Origin of the sequence: Flavobacterium panici (assembly GCF_024499525.1) — a bacterium.
In the GTDB taxonomy this organism is placed as follows: Bacteria; Bacteroidota; Bacteroidia; order Flavobacteriales; family Flavobacteriaceae; genus Flavobacterium; species Flavobacterium panici.
In genome coordinates this window covers 5,283,209-5,302,850 of sequence record NZ_CP100437.1, presented here as the reverse complement: position 1 = coordinate 5,302,850, position 19,642 = coordinate 5,283,209, and the positions used below count along the sequence as shown (strand labels likewise).

Sequence of the window (19,642 nt, the reverse complement as noted above, 5' to 3'; positions counted from 1 at the left end):
TTTGGCTGAAAGCCTGTTTTGCGATACGTTTCCCGTGGTTGAAACCACGGGCTATGTTTGAAAATGTTATATTATATGATTTCTCCATCAATAATGACATCTTCGATCAAATTGCTTCCAAAAGCATAAGGAATTTGATAATAAGATGAAATTGGTTTTGTTACAATTAAATTGGCTTTTTTGCCTTTTGTGATGCTTCCGTGCGTATCAGAAAGTCCCATTGCGTAGGCACCGTTTATTGTAGCGGCATTTATGGCTTCTTCCGGAGTCATTTTCATTTTAATGCATGCCGTTGCCACAACAAAATTCATGTTTCCGGATGGAGTAGAACCAGGGTTAAAATCTGTTGCTAATGCCAGAGGTAAACCGGCTTTTATCATTTCTCGTGCCGGCGTATACGGAATGCTTAAAAAATAAGAACAAGACGGTAAAGCAACCGGCATCGTTTCTGTGCCTTTTAAAGCTTCAATATCTTCCGGATTCATTATTTCCAGATGATCGACAGAAAGTGCGCTAAATTTAACGCCAGCCTGAATTCCGCCAATAGAACTAAACTGATTCACGTGAATTTTTGGCTGTAAGCCGAATTCAATTCCGGCCTGCATAATCTTTTCGGTTTCTTCAACAGAGAAATAACCGCTTTCGCAGAAAACATCCACATAATCTGCCAGTTTATTTTGAGCAATTTCTGGAAGCATTTTGGTTATGATTTCGTCAATATAACCTGCTTTGTTTTCTTTATAATGTGTTGGAAAAGCGTGTGCGCCAAGAAAAGTTGCTTTTATGGAAATAGGATAATTTTCTGCCAGTTTTTTAATTACACGAAGCATTTTTAATTCACCTTCAATAGTTAATCCGTAGCCGGATTTTATTTCTACAGCTCCAGTTCCTAAATGCATCACTTCTTCAAGACGAAGTTTGGACTGTTCGTAAATTTCTTCTTCAGAAGTTTCGTTTAATTTCTTGGCAGAATTTAAAATACCGCCGCCGCGATTGGCGATTTCTTCATAAGTAAATCCGTTAATGCGGTCCACAAATTCTTGTTCGCGGTTTCCTGCATATACAATATGTGTATGGCTGTCGCACCAAGTAGGAAGAACAATGCGACCTTCAGCATTAATAACTTTATCTATTTTGATTTCGGGTAAATTTTCCATCGAACCAAAATCAGCAATTAGATTGTCTTTTATAATTAAGAAAGCATTTTTAATCGTAGGAAGTTCTGCCATCTCAGCTCCCGAAACTTTAGAAACAGAAGTTTCACGGACTTGAAGCAGTTCTTTTATATTTTTAATTAAAATAATCATTATATAGATTTAGTATTTTGAGAATGTTATAAAACACAAATTTGCTTCGCCTGTTCCCTACGGTCGAGTCACAAATTATCACGAACTAATCCGTGAAATCTGTGAAATTCGTGTTTTATTATTGGAATTTGGAATTTAAAAATTTGAATTTTGTCTCACTGTTATTCTGAAACTGTGATTTCAAACATTTTCTCCCAGTATTTACCGGTTACAAAAATGGTTTTAGTTTGAGGATTATATGCAATTCCGTTTAAAACTTCTGCTTTTGGAGCTTTAATAAATTTACGTAAATCAGAAAGGTTTAATATTCCTTCAACTGCACCAGATGTTGGATTTACAACCGCAATTGCATCTTTCTGCCAAACGTTTACATAGAATTTTCCATCAATTAATTCTAATTCGTTGATTGCTTTAATTTTTGAAGAACCAGAATATACATTAATGTAATCAACTAACTTTTGAGTACTTGGATCCATTTTCCAGATTTTCTCAGTTCCGTCAGAATGATAGATATATTTATCATCATGCGTCATTCCCCAGCCTTCAATATCTTTATCGTAGGTGAATTTTTTTTCAAGTTTTAATGTGTTAGCATCATAAATAAAGCCTGTTTTTTCCTGCCAGCTTAATTGAAATAATTTGCCATTGATAAAAGTGATTCCTTCTCCAAAATATTCTTTAGGAAGATCAACCTGTTTGATTACTTTTCCGGTTTTGAAATCAACAGATCTAAAGTATGAATCTTCTTTTTGACCTGTGCTTTCAAATAAAACACCATCATGAAATTCTAAACCTTCAGTAAAAGCTTCTGGGTCGTGTGGATAAGTATTAACTATTTTAAATTTTAATGCTTTAGGCTGAACATCAGAAACAACTTCAATTCTTTTTGTAGCATCAGATGAATCACTTCCAAAATAAGCAGTAGCTTTTAAGTATTGATAACCTAGTTTTTGATCTTTTAACTCAAATTTAAATTTCTCAGCTCCTTTTGTACTTCCCACTTTTTTGTCGTTAACAAAGTATACAATGCTGTCGATTTCTTTCGAATTTGGGTTTAAAATTCCGATTGAAACCGCTTCTTTTGGTAAAAAATGGGCAGGAAAAGCAGAATCATCGATAGTAAATAAAGAATTTTCACCTTTTTTTGTGCCGTTACATCCAATTAATGTAATTCCTAATAAAATGACAGTTAGGAAGTTATAATTTTTCATAGTTTAAAATTTGAATAAGCCAATATACAACGATATTTTTATAGCAGCAAAGCTCTTGCAAAAATATAAAAAGATTGTATATTTGCACCGGCAAGTCCTACACGACCAGCTCCTGCAGACTCCCCCAGGATGGGAACATAGCAAGGGTACGTGGTTGAGCGGTGCGATGTAGGTCGCTTGCCACTTTTTATTTTTTAGAATTTGTATAAAAGTAGTCTTCCTTCGGGAGGATTTTTTTATTTTTGGACCTTTCGTAATGTTAGAAGTTAAATGTTAGAAGTAAAAAGATTTTTCTGCATCAAACTCATAACCCATAATTTATAACTCATAACTCAAAATGAATAAAGTCGTTTTAATTACAGGAGGATCATCGGGAATAGGTAAATCTATTGGAGAATTTTTACATGCAAAAGGTTTCGTTGTTTACGGAACAAGCAGAAATCCTGAAAAAGTTTTAAATTCAGTTTTTCCATTAGTTGCTTTAGATGTTCGAAATGCTGATTCAATTAAAACAGCTGTTGCGAAAATCATGGAAACTTCCGGAAGATTAGATATTGTAATTAATAATGCCGGAGTTGGAATTACAGGACCTTTGGAAGAAATTCCGATGGAAGAAATCAAAAACAATTTTGAAACAAATTTCTTTGGTCCAATTGAAGTCATGAAAGCTGTTTTGCCACAAATGCGTGAGCAGAAATCAGGTTTAATCATTAATATAACTTCAATTGCAGCTTATATGGGCTTGCCTTATAGAAGCGTTTATTCGGCTTCAAAAGGAGCTTTAGAATTAATTACCGAAGCTTTAAGGATGGAAGTAAAGCAATTTGGAATTGAAATTACGAATGTTGCTCCGGGTGATTTTGCAACCAATATTGCATCTGGACGTTATCATGCGCCCGTTTTAAAAGATTCTGCTTACGAAAAAGTATATGGAGATACGCTTGCAACCATGAACGAACATGTTGATGCAGGAAGTAATCCAAATGAAATGGCTGAGGCGATTTTTAAAATTATTCAAAAAGAAAAACCAAAAGTACATTATAAAGTAGGCGTGTTTATGCAAAAGTTTTCAATTGTCCTGAAACGTGCGCTTCCGGATAAAGTATATGAAAAAATGCTAATGAATCATTATAAGCTCTAAAACACAAATATTTTTTTATTTATAACATATAATTTCAAATTGGTTTTGATTTTGAAATCGTTATTGATATTGATTTTGTAATTTTGCAGCTGCATTTGCTTAAGATTCCTGAATTAAAAATTTTAAGCAGACCACGAAAAACAAATCAACACAATTTAAACTTAAATAAATTATGAAATTTTTTATTGACACAGCTAACCTAGATCAAATTAAAGAAGCACAAGCTTTAGGTGTTTTGGATGGTGTAACGACAAATCCGTCATTAATGGCGAAAGAAGGAATTACAGGAAAAAATAACATTTTAAAGCATTATGTTGACATCTGCAATCTTGTAGAAGGTGATGTAAGTGCAGAAGTAAACGCTCTTGATTATGATGGAATGATCAAAGAAGGTGAAGAGTTAGCTGAATTACATGACCAAATCGTTGTAAAACTGCCTATGACTAAAGAAGGAGTTATGGCTGCAAAATATTTTTCTGATAAAGGAATCAAAACTAACGTAACTCTTGTTTTCTCTGTAGGACAAGCGCTTTTAGCTGCTAAAGCCGGAGCTACTTATGTTTCTCCGTTCGTAGGTCGTTTAGATGATGTCTCAACTGACGGATTAAACTTAGTTCAGGAAATTAGAGAAGTTTACGATAACTACGGTTACGAAACTCAAATTTTAGCTGCATCTGTACGTCACACAATGCATATTGTAAATTGTGCTAAAATTGGTGCTGATGTTATGACTGGACCTCTTTCTGCAATTTACGGATTGTTGAAACACCCGTTAACTGATATCGGTTTAGCTCAGTTTGTTGCTGACTTCGAAAAAGGAAACAAGTAATCCTTAGATATTTATAAAAATTAAATCGTCTTTTTCTAACGAGAAAAGGCGATTTTTTTTACTTTTATATAAAACTTAAATTGTTGATTATGAAAGTGATATTGATAATTCTGTCTTTTTTTGCTACTAGTGTTTCAATAAATGCACAGACAGCTGAAATATTAAAGAGTGTAAATGAAGCAGGCGATGTAGCGACATTTGAATTAGATTGTTCTGTAGCATTTCAGCCTTTAGCAAAAGGGCTTCGGTATAATATTACAAGGCATGAATTTAAAGGTCCTGAAATGAAAAATTCGTATCGACTGCTTCTTGTTATGGATGGATTTTATTCTAAAACCTTAAATAAAGAAATGACAATTTCGGCTGTTTTAGGTAACGGAACTGTTATCGAAGCAAAGAAAATTATTGAAGATGATGGTTTTTTTGACGGGGCCTGTACTTTAAAAATTAAAGATCCGCAAGGTCTCGCATCACAGAATATTGAAAAGGTTATTGTTCATGCAGATAAGGATGTTGTTTATCAAATATCAGAAGAAAATAGAGCCATTTTTAAGAAGAACCTGAGTAATGTTATTAATGCGAAGTAGATAGGTGCAAAGGTTCAGAGGTGCAAAGGAACAAAGGTTATTCTTTTGTGAATAAAAAATCCAAATTCCTATTATAAAATTGGAATTTGGATTTTTTTATATTGTTATTTCTAAAATTTTAGTGACCTCCAGATAATTTTTTGTCGAAATTGATTCCTTGTTTTCTAAGGATTCCGCTTACGCTCCAAGCATAGAATGCAAGGTAAGCGAAACATACGATACCAACAATGTAACTTGCCTGGATACCAATGAATTCAGATACAAAACCTTGTAACCAGCTGATAACTCCACCACCCATAATCATCATGATTAAGAAGCTGCTTCCCTGGCTTGTGTTTTTTCCTAATCCGCTTACAGCAAGTGTAAAGATACATGGCCATAGTGTACTACAGAATAAACCAACACTTGTGAAAGCATAAACACTTACAATTCCACTTGTAGCCATTCCGATAGCGATCGCAACAATACCTAAAGAAGAGAAGATTAATAACATTCTTGCAGGGTTTCCTTTACTTGCAATATCAGCAGCAATTAATACTAAAATGATTAATCCGTAAATATAAAAAGGAGTCAAGTCGTGCTTCGCAATTGCATTTACCGCTAAGAATACACCAAAAGCGAAATAAGGAGCTACGAAACGTAAAATTTGCTGTAAGCTTGCTTTATCTGTAAAAGCTTCAATGGCACCTGTCCAACGTCCGATCATTAAACTCGCCCAGTATAAAGATATATATGGAGCAACTTCCTGAGTTAAGAATCCTAATTTGCTTTCCATGTATGCTGGTAAATTACTAGCTGTAGAAACTTCTACACCAACATAAAGGAAGATCGCAATCATACCCATTATTAATTGAGGATATTGTAAAGCTGATTTTTTTGCATTAGCACCATCAGCAGCAATTTCTTCTTCGATAAGAGCTGGTTTGTCTGGTAAAGATGAAAATTTAAGTAGTATAGCAACTAATAAGAAAGCAAGTCCTAAAATTAAATAAGGAATTTTTACACTTTCGATACTTAAAGTTGATGATCCTGTACTTGATCCGAAGATCGCAAAACTTACGATTAGTGGTCCAATTGTAGTTCCTAAGTTGTTGATTCCACCAGCTAATGTTAAACGCTGAGAACCTGTAGATATTGGTCCTAAAGCAATTGCTAACGGATTAGCAACAGTTTGCTGTAATGAAAATCCTAAAGCTACTATGAATAAACCTGAAAGCATTAAAGGAAATGAACCTGTATTTGCTGCAGGGTAAAATAATAATGTTCCGACTGCAGAAATAAGTAACCCTAATGATAGACCGTTTTTGTAGCCAATTTTGTTAACTAAATCTTCTTTGATTAAAACTGAAATTCCCATGTATATTAAGGATCCTACTGTATAAGCAATATAGAATGCTAACGAAACTAACTGACTTTCTCCTTGAGATAAATTAAAAGCCGTTTTAAATACAGGAATTAAGATATCGTTACTGGCAGCAACAAAACCCCAAAAGAAGAACACGATAACTAGTGGGATAAACTGGCCCCATTTGGTTTGAACATTTTCTGAACTCATAATTGTAATAAGGTTAATTTTTTAATAAAATTGTTTTTTGAAGACCGTAAATATATTTGTTACATGAATCAAAAAAAAATTATTGATCGAAAATAATGTTAAATTTAAACGAACAACCTTATTTATTCAACAATGTGTTAATTTATATAGAGTTAGAAATGTTAAAGTTTTATTCGAGAATTCTGTTTTTTACGTCTTTACTATAATTTCTACCTATTGGAATGGTATAAGACTGAATTTGAATACGGTTTCCTTCAATAGATTTTACCTTATTTAAGGCAATAACGTAAGATTTATGGATACGTAAGAAGCGATCTGCCGGTAATTCTTCAGATAACGAAGTCAGAGATTTATGTGTAATATAGGTTTTATCGGGTGTTACAACCTTTATATATTCTTTCATTCCTTCGATAAAAAGAATTTCTTCAATATTAATTTTCATCATCTTTTTATCAACTTTAATAAAAATATGCGAATCGCCTTTGGCAACATCAATTTTAATATTGTTTTTTAAATTGAATTCGGTTGTAATTTTATTAATGCATTTGATAAACCTGGGAAGCGGAATAGGTTTTACTAAATAATCTAAAACATCAAGATCATAACTTTCTGCAGCAAATTCCCTAAAAGCGGTTGTGATAATAACTTTGGTTTTGTTTTCAATTAAGCTTATAAGCTCAAAACCAGTCATCATGGGCATGTTAATGTCTAAAAAAACGGCATCTACAGAAGTGCTGTTTATGAAATCCAGAGCTTCTAAAGAATTATTGAATGTGCCGATAACTTCAAAATCTGTAAAATTGTTAAAATAATTTTGCAACACTTTGATTGCTAAGGGTTCATCATCAATCAGTACACATTTAATTTTCATTATGGATAGGTATTTGCAAACGAATTATATAGTAATTCAGTTTTATTTTGTCTTTTAAACTGAAATTATTCTTGTAAATTAATTTTAGTCTTTTCTTTGTGTTAACTAAACCAATTCCACCTTTTGACTTAACATTTTGTGAAATTACAAAATTATTTAAGATTTCAAAGTCTAACATTTTATTGTCAATAACTTTACAATTGATTTTAATTTTAAAGTTATTATTATTGACTCCGCCATGTTTGAAAGCATTTTCGACCAATGAAATAAATATTAATGGAGGAACTACAATATCTTCAATGTTTGATTCTAAATTTACGGTAACTTCCACATTATCAAAACGAAGTTTTTCGATTTCAATATAATTTTGAATATAATCGATCTCTTTTATCAACGGTACAAACTTGGTTCCTTTAACATCATACAGCACATATTCCATTAAATTAGAAAGCTTAATAATGACATCCGGAACTTTATCTGAAGATTCTAAAGATAAGGCATAAAGATTATTTAATGTATTAAAAAAGAAATGTGGCTGAATTTGATTTTCTAAATATTTCAGCTTGATTTTAAACTGATTTTCTCTCAGCGATCTGTTTCTTTCTCTTTCACGAAGCCATGTTAAAGTAAGATATACTGATGATGCCATTGCTAAAACGTACAATTCACCAATACAAACAGCTACAATATGGTTGATTTCAAAAGGATGGTATTCTCTGTTAGCTTCCGGCCAGATATTTTCGGATATAATATAATAGGTAAGCGCAGTTTTTAATAAATAGATTCCAAAAAGGCTTAGAAGCAGTGCCAGTGTATAGGTTATATATTTTTGTTTAAGGACATATTTAGGTACTAAAACAAAAAGATTGAAATATACTAATGGTATATGCAGCGAAAACTCAATTAAGTTCGATTTAAACGAATACGGATAGTCGTTAAAGTAAGCGCCCCATCGTAAAAAGTTGAGAGTGAAATAAGAACCCCAAAACCAAATATGATTTTGAAGTTTTATGTCAAATTTTAGTTTTCGAATTTCGTTCAACTTTTTTTAACGTTTTGTTATTATTTGTAAAGCTTTGTAATTACTGTGCAACTTTACACAATTACTGGCTAAATCGCAATTCTTTTGAATAAAATTTTGTAAAAAAAGCCAATTAATATTTTATTTAAATAGGATAACGTTTTCGTACAGCATAATGTTGATTGATTTATGTCGTTTGTTTAACAAATTTGACTGTTTGTATAAAATATTTTTTTTAACAGTACCTTAACAATAAATTTATCGCTTAACTAATCAAAAACCATGATAAAAATGAAACAAATTATGTTAATCTTTATGATTGTCTTTACGGCGCAATTGTCTGTTGCGCAGGTAAAAACGGTCAAAGGTTTGGTAAGCGACCAAAACGGTCTGCCGCTGCCGGGTGTAAGTATTCTTATTCAAGGTACAAAAACGGCAAGTCAAACTGATTATGACGGTGTGTATACGATTCAGGCATCTGCAGGAGATGTTCTGGTATTTTCGTATATCGGTATTAAAACTAAAACTGTAACAGTTGGGTCTTCTTCAACTGTAGATGTTGTGCTAACTCAAGACGCACAAAATTTAAATGAAGTTGTTGTTACAGCATTAGGGATTAAGAGACAGAAAAAAGAATTGGGTTATGCCGTTCAGGATGTAAAAGGAGAGCAGTTAAACAAGGCCATTACAACCAATGTAACTACAGCTTTATCTGGAAGAATTGCCGGTGTAGACGTTTCTATACCAGCTACAGGTGTTGGAGGAAGTACGAGAGTTATTATTAGAGGTATCTCAAGTATTGGTGAAAGTAACCAGCCTCTTTATATTGTAGACGGAGTTCCAATCGACAATTCAGGTTTGAATAATGATAGTGCTGCAACAAGCAAATGGTTTGACGGACGTGATAACGGAGATGGTATTTCAAGTATTAACCCAAATAATATTGAAAGTTTAACAGTACTTAAAGGAGCAGCAGCAGCAGCTTTGTATGGTTCACGAGCTTTGAATGGTGTAATTTTAATTACAACTAAAAAGGGAAGTAAAGGAAAACTTCGTGTAGAATTAACTAGTGGAGTAAATTTTGACCAAGTAAATGCGAAATATTCAGATTATCAAAGTGAATATGGAACTGGATCAAATGGTGCATTGCCTGATCCAACAAAAGCCCCAACTGAAATTTATGGATATACTACAAATGCGTGGGGACCTAAATTCTCTGAATCAGTAGGGCAGCAGGTAAAAATATTTGATGGTTCTATGAAACCTTATGCTAAAGTTGATAACAATATCCAGGATTTCTTTAAAACTGGATTTACGACAACAAACGGAATTGCTATTTCTGGAGGTAATGACAGCGGATATGTTCGTTTTGGTTTCAATAACCTAAAAAATAGCGACGTAATTCCAAATTCAGGATTAGAAAGAAATGATGCAACATTAAATGCAACTTTAAAAGCAGAAAAATTTACTTTAGATGCTAACGTAAATTATATTGCTGAAAATACTAATAACAGACCAGCTTTAGGAGATTCTCCTAATAACGTAGGATATTCATTAAGCGGATTGGCTCCAAACATTGATCAGGCCTGGCTGAAAAATTATAAAAATAATGATACAGGTCAGATTTATCCATGGAACAGCAATGTTTATTTATTGAACCCATATTTTGTAACTGAAGAAAATCATAATACATCTGTTAAAAATCGTTTTATAGGAAACGTTACAGGAACGTATCAGCTAAAAAAATGGATCGCTTTAACTTTTAGAACAGGTCTTGATACTTATGCCTTTAGTTCAAAAGATTTTATGGCTGCAGGAAGTACCTGGCCGGGAAGAGATGAAGGATATCTAGGTTTAAATAATATTAATGTATCAGAAATGAATACCGATATTATTGCGACTTTGAGCGATATTAAATTAGCTAAAGATTTAACTTTTTCTGGAATTTTAGGTACAGCAAGAAGAGATTTTAGAAGAGAACAAAACTCAAGATTTGGAACAAAAATTATTGAACCGGGTACAGAATACATCAGTAATTTTGTTAATAAAACTGAAAATGCTCCGGTTGAAACTAAAACAAGAACAAACTCAGTTTACGGTTCTGCAAAATTAGATTATAAAGGATATTTATATGCAGAGTTTACTGGAAGAAATGACTGGTTTAGTGTAATCTACAGCGGTGACGAAAGTGCTTTTTATCCTGCAGGTTCGTTAGGATTTGTATTCTCAGATGCACTTAATATTCAAAATGATACTTTTTCGTATGGTAAATTTAGAGCATCATGGGCACAGGTTTCGAATTCACCGGGAGCTTATAAAAATGCATTAAACTATACTACATTTTCTTCATATGATGGTCAAAGTGTTGTAAATATCAAAAATACTGCGGCACCAAATCCTAATTTAACGTATCAGTCAAAAACTGGAGTTGAGTTTGGGCTTGAAACTGCTTTCTTCAAAAACAGATTAAAAGCAGATATTACAGTATATCGTGAAGATACATCAGATCAAACACTTGATTTACCTTCATCTGCAACATCTGGATATGAGTTTATTTCTGTAAATGCAGGAAAATTACGTAACGAAGGTATCGAGGTATTTTTATCTGGTACTCCAATAAAAACAAACAATTTTGAATGGGGAATTGATTTGAACTTCTCAAAAAATAAAAACTCGATTCTTTCATTGCATCCAGACATTAGTACTTATACAATTTCAGAAGCTCGTTGGGCTGGAGCAGCTGTTGTTGCTCAGGTTGGCGGTCAATACGGAACTATTATGGGTAGAGATTTCTTAAGAAATGAAAATGGAGAAAAAGTAGTAGCTGCAAATGGTTTACCATTGTTTACAGATGAAAAAGTAGCATTAGGAAAAGGACTTCCTGACTGGGCTGCAGGTTTAACTAACAGATTTACTTATAAAGGTATTACATTACAGTTCTTGATCGATATGAAATTTGGTATGGATGTATACTCTATGACAAATTCATTAGCGGCAACAAAAGGACTTTTGGATGTAACTACAGACGGAAGAGATGCGTATAATCATGCAAGAGCAGAAGCTATTGCTAATGATCCTAACTTTAGCCAGTCTACTTGGGTTCCTACAGCAGGTTATGTTGCAGAAGGTGTTGTAAACACAGGAACAGCTGCTAACCCGGTTTATGTTAAAAATACAAAACCTGTTAATCCTCAGGATTACTGGAATACCGTTTTCAACAATACACCAGCGCCATTTGTTTACGATGCATCTTACGTGAAATTGAGAGAAATTAGTTTAGGATATACAATACCATCAAGTGTTTTTGGCGGAGCTAAAATAAGTTCAATTTATGTTTCGGCATTTGCAAGAAACTTATTGACTTTTAATAAAGATCTTCCAAATATTGACCCAGAATCAATGTATACTTCTGGAAACGGACAAGGTTTTGAATATGGTTCATTACCATTTAGACAATCGTACGGTTTTAATATTAAAGTTGCATTCTAAAAAAAGAAATTATGAAATTTAAACAAATAATTATAGCCGTACTCACATTGTTTACTGCAGTAGGCTGTACCGAAAATTTTGACGAACTGGAAAAAGATCCGGTTGCGTTGTCTGCAAATCCAGCTGGGCAGCTTACATTTACCCAATTGTGTATGTCGGGTGACGGATTTTACCAATGGAGAACCAATTTAATTTATTCAGGAGGTTTTGTACAGCATTATGCGGGTGCATGGAACGTAACTGAGTTTGGAAGCAAATTTAAAAAAGATGATGGTTATGCAACTGCTCTTTGGAGAAATGGTTACCAAAACGAATTAAAAAATGTTGTTGATATTCTTGAAAAAACAAGTGGAGATCAATCTGCTGTAAATATGAATGCTGTAGCTAAAATTATGAGAGTAATGGTAGCACAACGTATTACTGATATTTATGGAGATATTCCTTATTCTGAAGCAGGTTTAGGTTTCTCAAAAGGAATTGTAACACCTAGATATGATACACAGGAAGAAATTTATATGTCATTCTTTCATGATTTAGAAGAAGCTCATAATCAATTAAATGCTAACGGTGGTGCTGTAAAAGGTGATTTGTTCTATGGCGGAGATATTACTAAATGGAAAAAATTAGCTAATACACTAAGATTACGTTTAGGAATGAGAATTTCTGAAATTAAACCGGCAGAAGCAGAAAAACAAGTAAAAGCTGCTTTAGCGGCAGGAGTTTTTACAAGCAATGCTGATAACTGTATTATGAAGCATTTAGATGCTACTTTTAATGATGATCCTGCATCGATTGATTTTAGAGGAAATGGATTGGCTTATGCACTTGTAGGTAATGAAAATGGAGATCACTTTAGTACTTTAGTAATTGACTTTTTAAGAGACAACGGAGATCCAAGATTACCAATGTATGCAACTCCTAAAACAACGAGCAGTCTTGCTTGGGGAGCACCATTGCAGCCAGGTGAAACACCTTATGAAGGAGTAAAACCAGGATTGTTTCAGTGGGAAGTTCCAATGGGAGCAAGCTCAACTTCTGGAATTCAATCTTACTTTAAGCAAAAAACAACACCATTTTTACATGTAAGTTATTCAGAATCTCAATTGTTACTTGCTGAAGCAGCATTCAGAGGCTGGGTTGCAGGTTCTGCAGCAGACTATTATAAAAAAGGAGTTGAAGCAGGTATTAAGCAATTAGAGATTTATGGAGCAACGCCTGCAACGCAAGCAGCAATCGATACCTATCTAAATGCTAAACCATTAGTTGCCGGACAAGAGTTAAAACAAATTTCAACGCAGCTTTGGATCACTTATATCTTTAATAGTATTGAAGCATATTCAAACTGGAGAAGAACAGGATTCCCGGTATTGATTCCGATAACAAACCCTGATTCAGAAACAAACGGAGTTACACCAAAACGTTTATATTATCCTAACGATGAGATGCAGAAAAATGAGAAAAACTATAAAGAAGCATTATCAAGAATGGGAGGAACAAACGATTGGCTGAATAAAGTTTGGTGGGATGCCAACTAAATAAAATCCTAAAAATATAAAGTTATGCCTTATAAGGTCATATTTTCATTCTAATTAAATTTTAAAAAAATTATGATAAAAAATAAAGCCTTATTAGGCATCCTTTTTTATATAAGTTCTCTTTTTTCAGTGTATAGCTGTACCAACGAAAAAGAGCATAATACAGAAGAAACAAAAACGAAAACAGCAAGAGTTGTTGGATATTTATCCACAGATAGTTTCAGTAAAATTTCTTCCATTCAGTTTTGTAAACTAACGCATTTAAATATTGCATTTGCAAATCCTGATAAAGATGGAAACATACTATTCACAGGAGATATTGACGCTGTAATTAAATACGCAAAATCAGTAAACCCAAATATTATTGTAAGTATTTCATTGGCAGGTGGTGTTATTTCTGAAGAACAGGCCAAAAATTGGTCGTCATTAATTGATAAATCTGAAAACCGCCCGGCATTTATCCAAAATATTCTAAAATTTGTAAAAGAGCATAATTTAGATGGAGTCGATGTTGATCTCGAATGGGATGCAGTGACATCCGGTTACAGCGGTTTTGTGGTTGAATTAAAAAAGAGTTTAGCAGATGATAAAAAACTTCTAACGGCAGCTTTACCCAACAGTGTGCGATTTGTAAATATAAATTCGGCAGCCTTAAACGCTTTTGATTTTATAAATATAATGGCGTATGATAGTACAGGACCGTGGACTCCAACTAAAGTAGAACAACACAGTTCTTATGAGTTTGCAAGAAGCGGAATTGAATTTTGGCATAAACAACAAAATGTTCCAAGTGAAAAATTAACACTTGGAGTTCCTTTTTACGGTTATAATTTTACTTTTCCAGAAGTAACCAGTTCAACTTTTGGTCAAATAGTAGAGGCGGGATCTCAACTTGCAGATCAGGATGAAATAGGGAAATTATATTATAACGGCAGACCTACAATTTCAAGAAAAGTTGAATATGCCGCAGAATATACCGGAGGAATAATGATTTGGGAATTGGCCCAGGATTCTTTTACGGAATATTCCTTATTAGATGTTATTCATAAAAAATATTCTTCTTTAAAATTTAAAACTTCAGGAATGTGCGGTAATTAAATAGCTCTCTTACATTTTTTTAAAATTAATAAGTTTTTCGCTTCTTTTTGATTAAGTAAATCAGAAAGAAGCGAAATTTTTTATATACATGGCAGATATCACAATATTTGCAGATTTTAAGTTTTTTTTAATGAATTGTAAAAATTATGAATAAAAATGGTCGTAAATGGGATAAAATATGCTTTTAATAGAACCGAATACGTTTTCGGTTAGCGGATTATTGAATGTTTTATGTCGTTCGTTTAAAAATTATAGCTGTTTGTATAATATATTTTTTTTAACAATCCCTTAAGAATAATTTTACCTCATAACTAACAAAATAAATAAACATGAAAAAAATTTTCTTAATCTTTATGATTGTTTTTACGGCGCAGGTTTCGCTTGCACAAGTAAAAAACGTTAAAGGTGTGATTACAGATTCTGATGGGATGCCGTTACCAGGTGCATCTGTTGCTGTACAAGGAGGTCAAAAAGGTGCGACTACCGATTTTGACGGATTGTACTCAATTGACGTTCAAAAAGGACAAACATTAGTTTTTACCTATGTTGGCCTAGAAACACAAAATATAGTTGTAGGCGATGCTGCTACAATTAATGTAAAAATGCAAGTTGCGGCATCAAATGCACTTAACGAAGTTGTAGTAACATCATTAGGTCTTAAGAAAACTAGAAAATCGTTAACGTATGCTGCTCAGGAACTTAAAGGAGAAGAGTTAACGAGAGTAAGAGATGCTAACGTTATCAATACAATTGCGGGTAAAATTGCCGGTGTTGCAGTAACTAAAAGTTCAGGAGGTACTGGAGGATCAACAAAAGTAGTTATTCGTGGTAACTCATCTGTTTCAAATAGCCAGCCTTTATACGTTATTGATGGTATTCCAATGTTAAACTCAGGTTCAGGACAGCCAAATGATACTTTTGGTAGTTTAGCAGGAGGTAACCGTGATGGAGGAGATGTTATATCTTTAGTAAATCCTGACGATTATGATGGAATGACAGTTCTTAAAGGTGCTGCTGCTTCTGTATTATATGGTTCCCAAGGAGCAAATGGTGTAATTTTACTTTCTTCTAAAAAAGCAAAAGAAGGAAAAGCAAATATTACTGCTTCTTCAGTGACTACTTTTGAAACAGCGGCTTATCTTCCTAAATTTCAAACAGATTATATTGCTGCAGCTGGAGCAGATGAATCTTGGGGAGCTAAACAAAAATCAGATGACCATGTAAAAGATTTCTTTAATACTGGAACAACTCAAATTACTTCAGTAGGTTATTCAATTGGTTCTCAAAATTCTTCAACAGCTTTTTCTTATGCTAACACATCTGCTTCTGGAATTATTCCTGGAAATGGCTTGAAAAAAAATAACTTTGGTATTCGCCAAACTGCTAAATTTTTTGATGATAAATTGACTTTTGCAGCTAACGCAAATTACACAAGTCAAACAATAGCAAACAAGCCTGTAAACGGATTTTATTTCAACCCTTTAACTGGGGTTTACTTAATGCCTAGAGGAAATGACTTTAATGAATATAAAGATAATTTTGAAGTTTTTGATCCAACAAGAAATTTAATGGCGCAAAACTGGATGACTAATAGAGATATTATGCAAAATCCATATTGGGCTATTAACAGAAATAAATCTGAAGATAAAAATGATTTCTTCAATGGAGCATTATCTTTATCATACAAAGCTAATAATTGGTTGACTATTGCTTCAAGATATAGTTATAACAGAATCACTAGTATTTTTGATAAAAAAATCTATGCTACAACTCAAGGTACTCTTTCTAACATAAATGGTAGATACATGAACGAGAACTCTTTGAGTACTCAACGTTATGCTGATTTAATTGCTACAATCAATACAAAAATTGGACAAGATTTTTCTTTTAATGCTAATATTGGTACGAGCATAACTAACACATTAACGAATCAAAAAACAATTTTAGATTCAGGTATTAGTTCAGGATTAGTTTACGCTAACTGGTTCACATTGGGTAACTTTGTAAACAATTCGGGTAATTATCAAACATTAGATTCTAGAAGAGAAGTTCAATCTGTATTTGCTGCTACAACATTTGGTTACAAAGATATGTTGTTCTTAGATTTAGCTGGACGTAATGACTGGTCATCTACAGTTGCAGATTCTTACTTTTATCCTTCTGTTGGGGTAACTGCTCTTATCAGTGAAATGGCAACATTGCCAGACTGGATTAATTATGGTAAAATTCGTGGTACTTATGCAGAAGTTGGTAATGATATTTATCCATTTATTACTGATCTAACACGCACTTACACCCCAGGAACAACTGATCAAAAGCCAAATGCTGGACCAAAAACTGGAACTGTTTTAAAACCCGAATTAAAATCGGAATTTGAGTTTGGTACTGAGTGGAGAATGTTTAACAACCGTTTAGGTTTTGAGATCTCATATTACAATTCAGAAACAAAAAATCAATATTTACAAGTTGTCGCACCAGTTGGAAATCAAGAAGGTGTAAAATTTTATGGTTTTAATGCCGGAAGTATAGAAAATAAAGGTATTGAGGTAGTATTAAATGCTGGAATTATTAGAGGAGATAAATTCTCATGGGACTCATCTATCAACTTCTCACAAAATAAAAATAAAGTAAAAGAACTTCCAGACAACATTGGTAAGAGGGTTAATTTGACTGAAGCTGGAGTAAATAGTTATAGATATGCTTTAATCGAAGGAAGACCTTACGGAGTTATAGAAGGAATAAACTTCAAAAAAGATGCACAAGGGCGTATTTTATTAAACGATGACGGTACAATTCAAAGAACTGATTTTGAAGAAATTGGAAACTCAAATCCTGATTTCATGTTAGGATTCTCTAACTCATTTAAATTTGGTTCTTTCTTTGCAAATGTATTACTTGATGGTCGTTTTGGTGGTGATGTAATGAGTTTAACTGAAGCTCAAAACGATTCTTTTGGAGTTTCAAAAGCAACAGGTGATGCAAGAAATGCAGGTGGTGTTAAAATAAATGGTGTAAAAGCAAGTGATGGAACGCCTGTTACAACAATGGATGCGAAATCATACTATACTCAAGTTGGTGGAAGAGCTGGAATTACAGGTCAATATGTTTATTCAGCAACAAACGTAAGTGTTAGAGAAGTTTCAATAGGATATAATTTTAACCCTAAAACATTACCATTTATTAGTACTGCAAGTATATCATTAATTGCTAGAAACTTATTCTTTATCTACAAAGATGCTCCTTTTGATCCAAATATTGCATTAAGTACTGGTCAAGGTTTACAAGGCGTAGATATTTATGGTTTACCATCTACCAGAAGTATCGGTCTTAATTTAAATGTAACTTTCTAATACTAAAAATCATGAAACTAAATAAAATAACAAAAGCGGCTATCTGTATGTCTTTATTAGCGACAGTAGGTTGTACAAGTAATTTTGAAGAAATTAATACCAACCCTAATGGTATTACTCCAGAATTATTCGAGCAGGATTTTAACCATATTAAAGGAGGATTTGCTCCAATGTTTAACAATATTCAGGTATTAACTCCGGAATGGGTTTATCAATTGCAACAAGGATTAAGTAGTGATATTTGGTCAGGCTACATGGCGACTCCAACTGGTTTTGCTGGAGGTATAAATAATACAACTTACTCATTAGTAGATGGTTGGAATGTTTTTGGATGGGATTATGCATATTCAAACGTTATGTTTAATGCTTTCGATATTGCCAATAAATCTAAAGGAAAATATGATCAGTTTTATGCACTTTCATTAATTTTGAAAGTTGAAGGGATGCATAGAGTTACGGATACTTGGGGGCCAATTATCTATTCTAAATTTGGTTCTCCAGATACAACTATTCCGTATGATTCACAAGAAGAGGTTTACAACCAGATGTTTAGCGAATTAGATTTTGCTGTTACTGAACTAACAAAAAGAGTAGATGCTGCAGAGGCTACAACTTTTGCAACAACAGATTTATCAGCATATGGCGGAGATTATAAAGCTTGGGTAAAATTTGCAAATACTTTACGTTTAAGATTAGCAATGCGTATTGTAAAAGTGAACCCAGCTTTGGCTAAAACACAAGCTGAAAAAGCGGTAGCTCAAAAATTCGGAGTATTTACTACAAATGCTGACTTATTTAAAATTGTATCTCCAGTTTACACAAACCCAATTGCTACAATTAGTGGATCTTGGTTAGACATTCGTATGTCTGCTGATATGGAATCTATTTTAGGGGGTTATCAGGATCCTAGAACAGCTGTTTATTTTGATACATCTACTCAATTTCCAGGTCAATACAAAGGTGTTCGTACAGGTATTGCAATTAACGGAAAAGGAGATCACCAAGATTTTTCAGGTGTAGGTGCTGTTGTAAGATCTAAAGAAACTGTTTTATTCACTACTGCTGAAGCTTATTTCTTGAGAGCTGAAGGTGCATTAAGAGGCTGGAACATGAATGGAACAGCACAAGCACTATATGAAGAAGGTATTAAAGCTTCATTCGACCAGAGAGGAGCTTCAGGAGCGGCAGCTTACATTGCTGATAATGTAAAAACTCCAAAAGCTTATGTTGATCCTAATTTCCCGGAAAATAATTCTTTAGCTGTAAATAATGTTACTGTTGCTTGGGATGCAGCTGCAACAAATGAAGTTAAACTTCAAAAAATTATTACTCAAAAATGGATTGCTGGTTTCCCTGAAGGACAAGAAGCTTGGTCTGATTATAGAAGAACAGGTTATCCTAAACTTTTTCCAGTATTGAAAAATTATAGTGGAGGAACAATTACTACTCAATTTGGTGTTCGAAGAATTAATTATGTTACATCTGAAAAAGCTGCTAACGCAGGTGGTGTAGCTACAGGAATTGCAAAATTAAACGGACCAGATACCGGAGGAACAAGACTTTGGTGGGATACTACAGGTCCTAACTTCTAAAAAATAAAAATTTAAGATTTTAAGTTTGGTTAGTAAACGGTATAAGAAATGCAAAT

At 33.3% G+C, this 19,642-nt stretch carries 13 protein-coding genes and 1 other RNA gene; 9 read left to right on the top strand and 5 right to left on the bottom strand.

What is annotated here, in order from left to right:
- Nucleotides 1-71: 71 nt before the first annotated feature.
- Together hutI and NLJ00_RS22060 are read right to left on the bottom strand one after the other, a co-directional pair.
- The gene (gene hutI, locus NLJ00_RS22065; protein WP_256635436.1) at nucleotides 72-1,307 is read right to left on the bottom strand and encodes an imidazolonepropionase; all 1,236 of its coding nucleotides are present in this window, start codon (nucleotides 1,305-1,307) and stop codon (nucleotides 72-74) included.
- Between the two features lie 161 nt (nucleotides 1,308-1,468).
- A complete protein-coding gene (locus tag NLJ00_RS22060) occupies nucleotides 1,469-2,518 on the bottom strand; it encodes a glutaminyl-peptide cyclotransferase (protein WP_256635435.1) in 1,050 nt (349 codons plus the stop codon).
- Nucleotides 2,519-2,606: 88 nt separating this feature from the next.
- Between NLJ00_RS22060 and ffs the strand changes: the two genes are divergently transcribed.
- From ffs to NLJ00_RS22040, 4 genes are all read left to right on the top strand, one after another.
- Nucleotides 2,607-2,704, top strand: an RNA gene (gene ffs / locus NLJ00_RS22055) — signal recognition particle sRNA small type.
- A 151-nt stretch (nucleotides 2,705-2,855) separates the two neighbouring features.
- Entirely contained in the window at nucleotides 2,856-3,659 is an 804-nt protein-coding gene (locus tag NLJ00_RS22050; protein WP_256635434.1) for an SDR family oxidoreductase, read from the top strand.
- A 172-nt stretch (nucleotides 3,660-3,831) separates the two neighbouring features.
- Nucleotides 3,832-4,488 carry a fructose-6-phosphate aldolase gene (gene fsa / locus NLJ00_RS22045; protein ID WP_053470166.1) on the top strand — a complete coding sequence of 219 codons (657 nt, stop codon included), beginning with the start codon at nucleotides 3,832-3,834 and terminating at the stop codon, nucleotides 4,486-4,488.
- 89 nt (nucleotides 4,489-4,577) lie between these two features.
- Nucleotides 4,578-5,075 (top strand): hypothetical protein, encoded by a 498-nt coding sequence (locus NLJ00_RS22040; RefSeq protein WP_256635433.1) that lies wholly within the window; start codon nucleotides 4,578-4,580, stop codon nucleotides 5,073-5,075.
- A gap of 118 nt (nucleotides 5,076-5,193) precedes the next feature.
- Here the strand turns inward: NLJ00_RS22040 and NLJ00_RS22035 are convergent, their stop codons facing one another.
- The 3 genes from NLJ00_RS22035 to NLJ00_RS22025 form a co-directional block, all read right to left on the bottom strand.
- The gene (locus tag NLJ00_RS22035) at nucleotides 5,194-6,630 is read right to left on the bottom strand and encodes an MFS transporter (protein WP_256635432.1); all 1,437 of its coding nucleotides are present in this window, start codon (nucleotides 6,628-6,630) and stop codon (nucleotides 5,194-5,196) included.
- 169 nt (nucleotides 6,631-6,799) lie between these two features.
- Complete coding sequence (locus NLJ00_RS22030; protein WP_053470164.1) at nucleotides 6,800-7,501, bottom strand: LytR/AlgR family response regulator transcription factor; 702 nt, start codon at nucleotides 7,499-7,501, stop codon at nucleotides 6,800-6,802.
- Nucleotides 7,491-8,543, bottom strand: a complete 1,053-nt coding sequence (locus NLJ00_RS22025) for a sensor histidine kinase (RefSeq protein ID WP_053470163.1) — start codon at nucleotides 8,541-8,543, stop codon at nucleotides 7,491-7,493. Before NLJ00_RS22025 ends, NLJ00_RS22030 begins: the two co-directional genes overlap by 11 nt.
- Before the next feature lie 270 nt (nucleotides 8,544-8,813).
- Here NLJ00_RS22025 and NLJ00_RS22020 point away from each other — a divergent pair, with 270 nt between their 5' ends.
- The 5 genes from NLJ00_RS22020 (at nucleotide 8,814) to NLJ00_RS22000 (ending at nucleotide 19,586) form a co-directional block, all read left to right on the top strand.
- Nucleotides 8,814-12,011 carry a SusC/RagA family TonB-linked outer membrane protein gene (locus tag NLJ00_RS22020; protein ID WP_256635431.1) on the top strand — a complete coding sequence of 1,066 codons (3,198 nt, stop codon included), beginning with the start codon at nucleotides 8,814-8,816 and terminating at the stop codon, nucleotides 12,009-12,011.
- Nucleotides 12,012-12,022: 11 nt separating this feature from the next.
- Nucleotides 12,023-13,546, top strand: a complete 1,524-nt coding sequence (locus tag NLJ00_RS22015; RefSeq protein ID WP_256635430.1) for a SusD/RagB family nutrient-binding outer membrane lipoprotein — start codon at nucleotides 12,023-12,025, stop codon at nucleotides 13,544-13,546.
- A gap of 72 nt (nucleotides 13,547-13,618) precedes the next feature.
- On the top strand, nucleotides 13,619-14,644 hold the full coding sequence (locus NLJ00_RS22010; RefSeq protein WP_256635429.1) for a glycosyl hydrolase family 18 protein: 1,026 nt from the start codon (nucleotides 13,619-13,621) through the stop codon (nucleotides 14,642-14,644).
- Between the two features lie 329 nt (nucleotides 14,645-14,973).
- Entirely contained in the window at nucleotides 14,974-17,994 is a 3,021-nt protein-coding gene (locus NLJ00_RS22005; RefSeq protein WP_256635428.1) for a SusC/RagA family TonB-linked outer membrane protein, read from the top strand.
- 11 nt (nucleotides 17,995-18,005) lie between these two features.
- Entirely contained in the window at nucleotides 18,006-19,586 is a 1,581-nt protein-coding gene (locus tag NLJ00_RS22000; RefSeq protein WP_256635427.1) for a RagB/SusD family nutrient uptake outer membrane protein, read from the top strand.
- Nucleotides 19,587-19,642 lie beyond the last annotated feature (56 nt).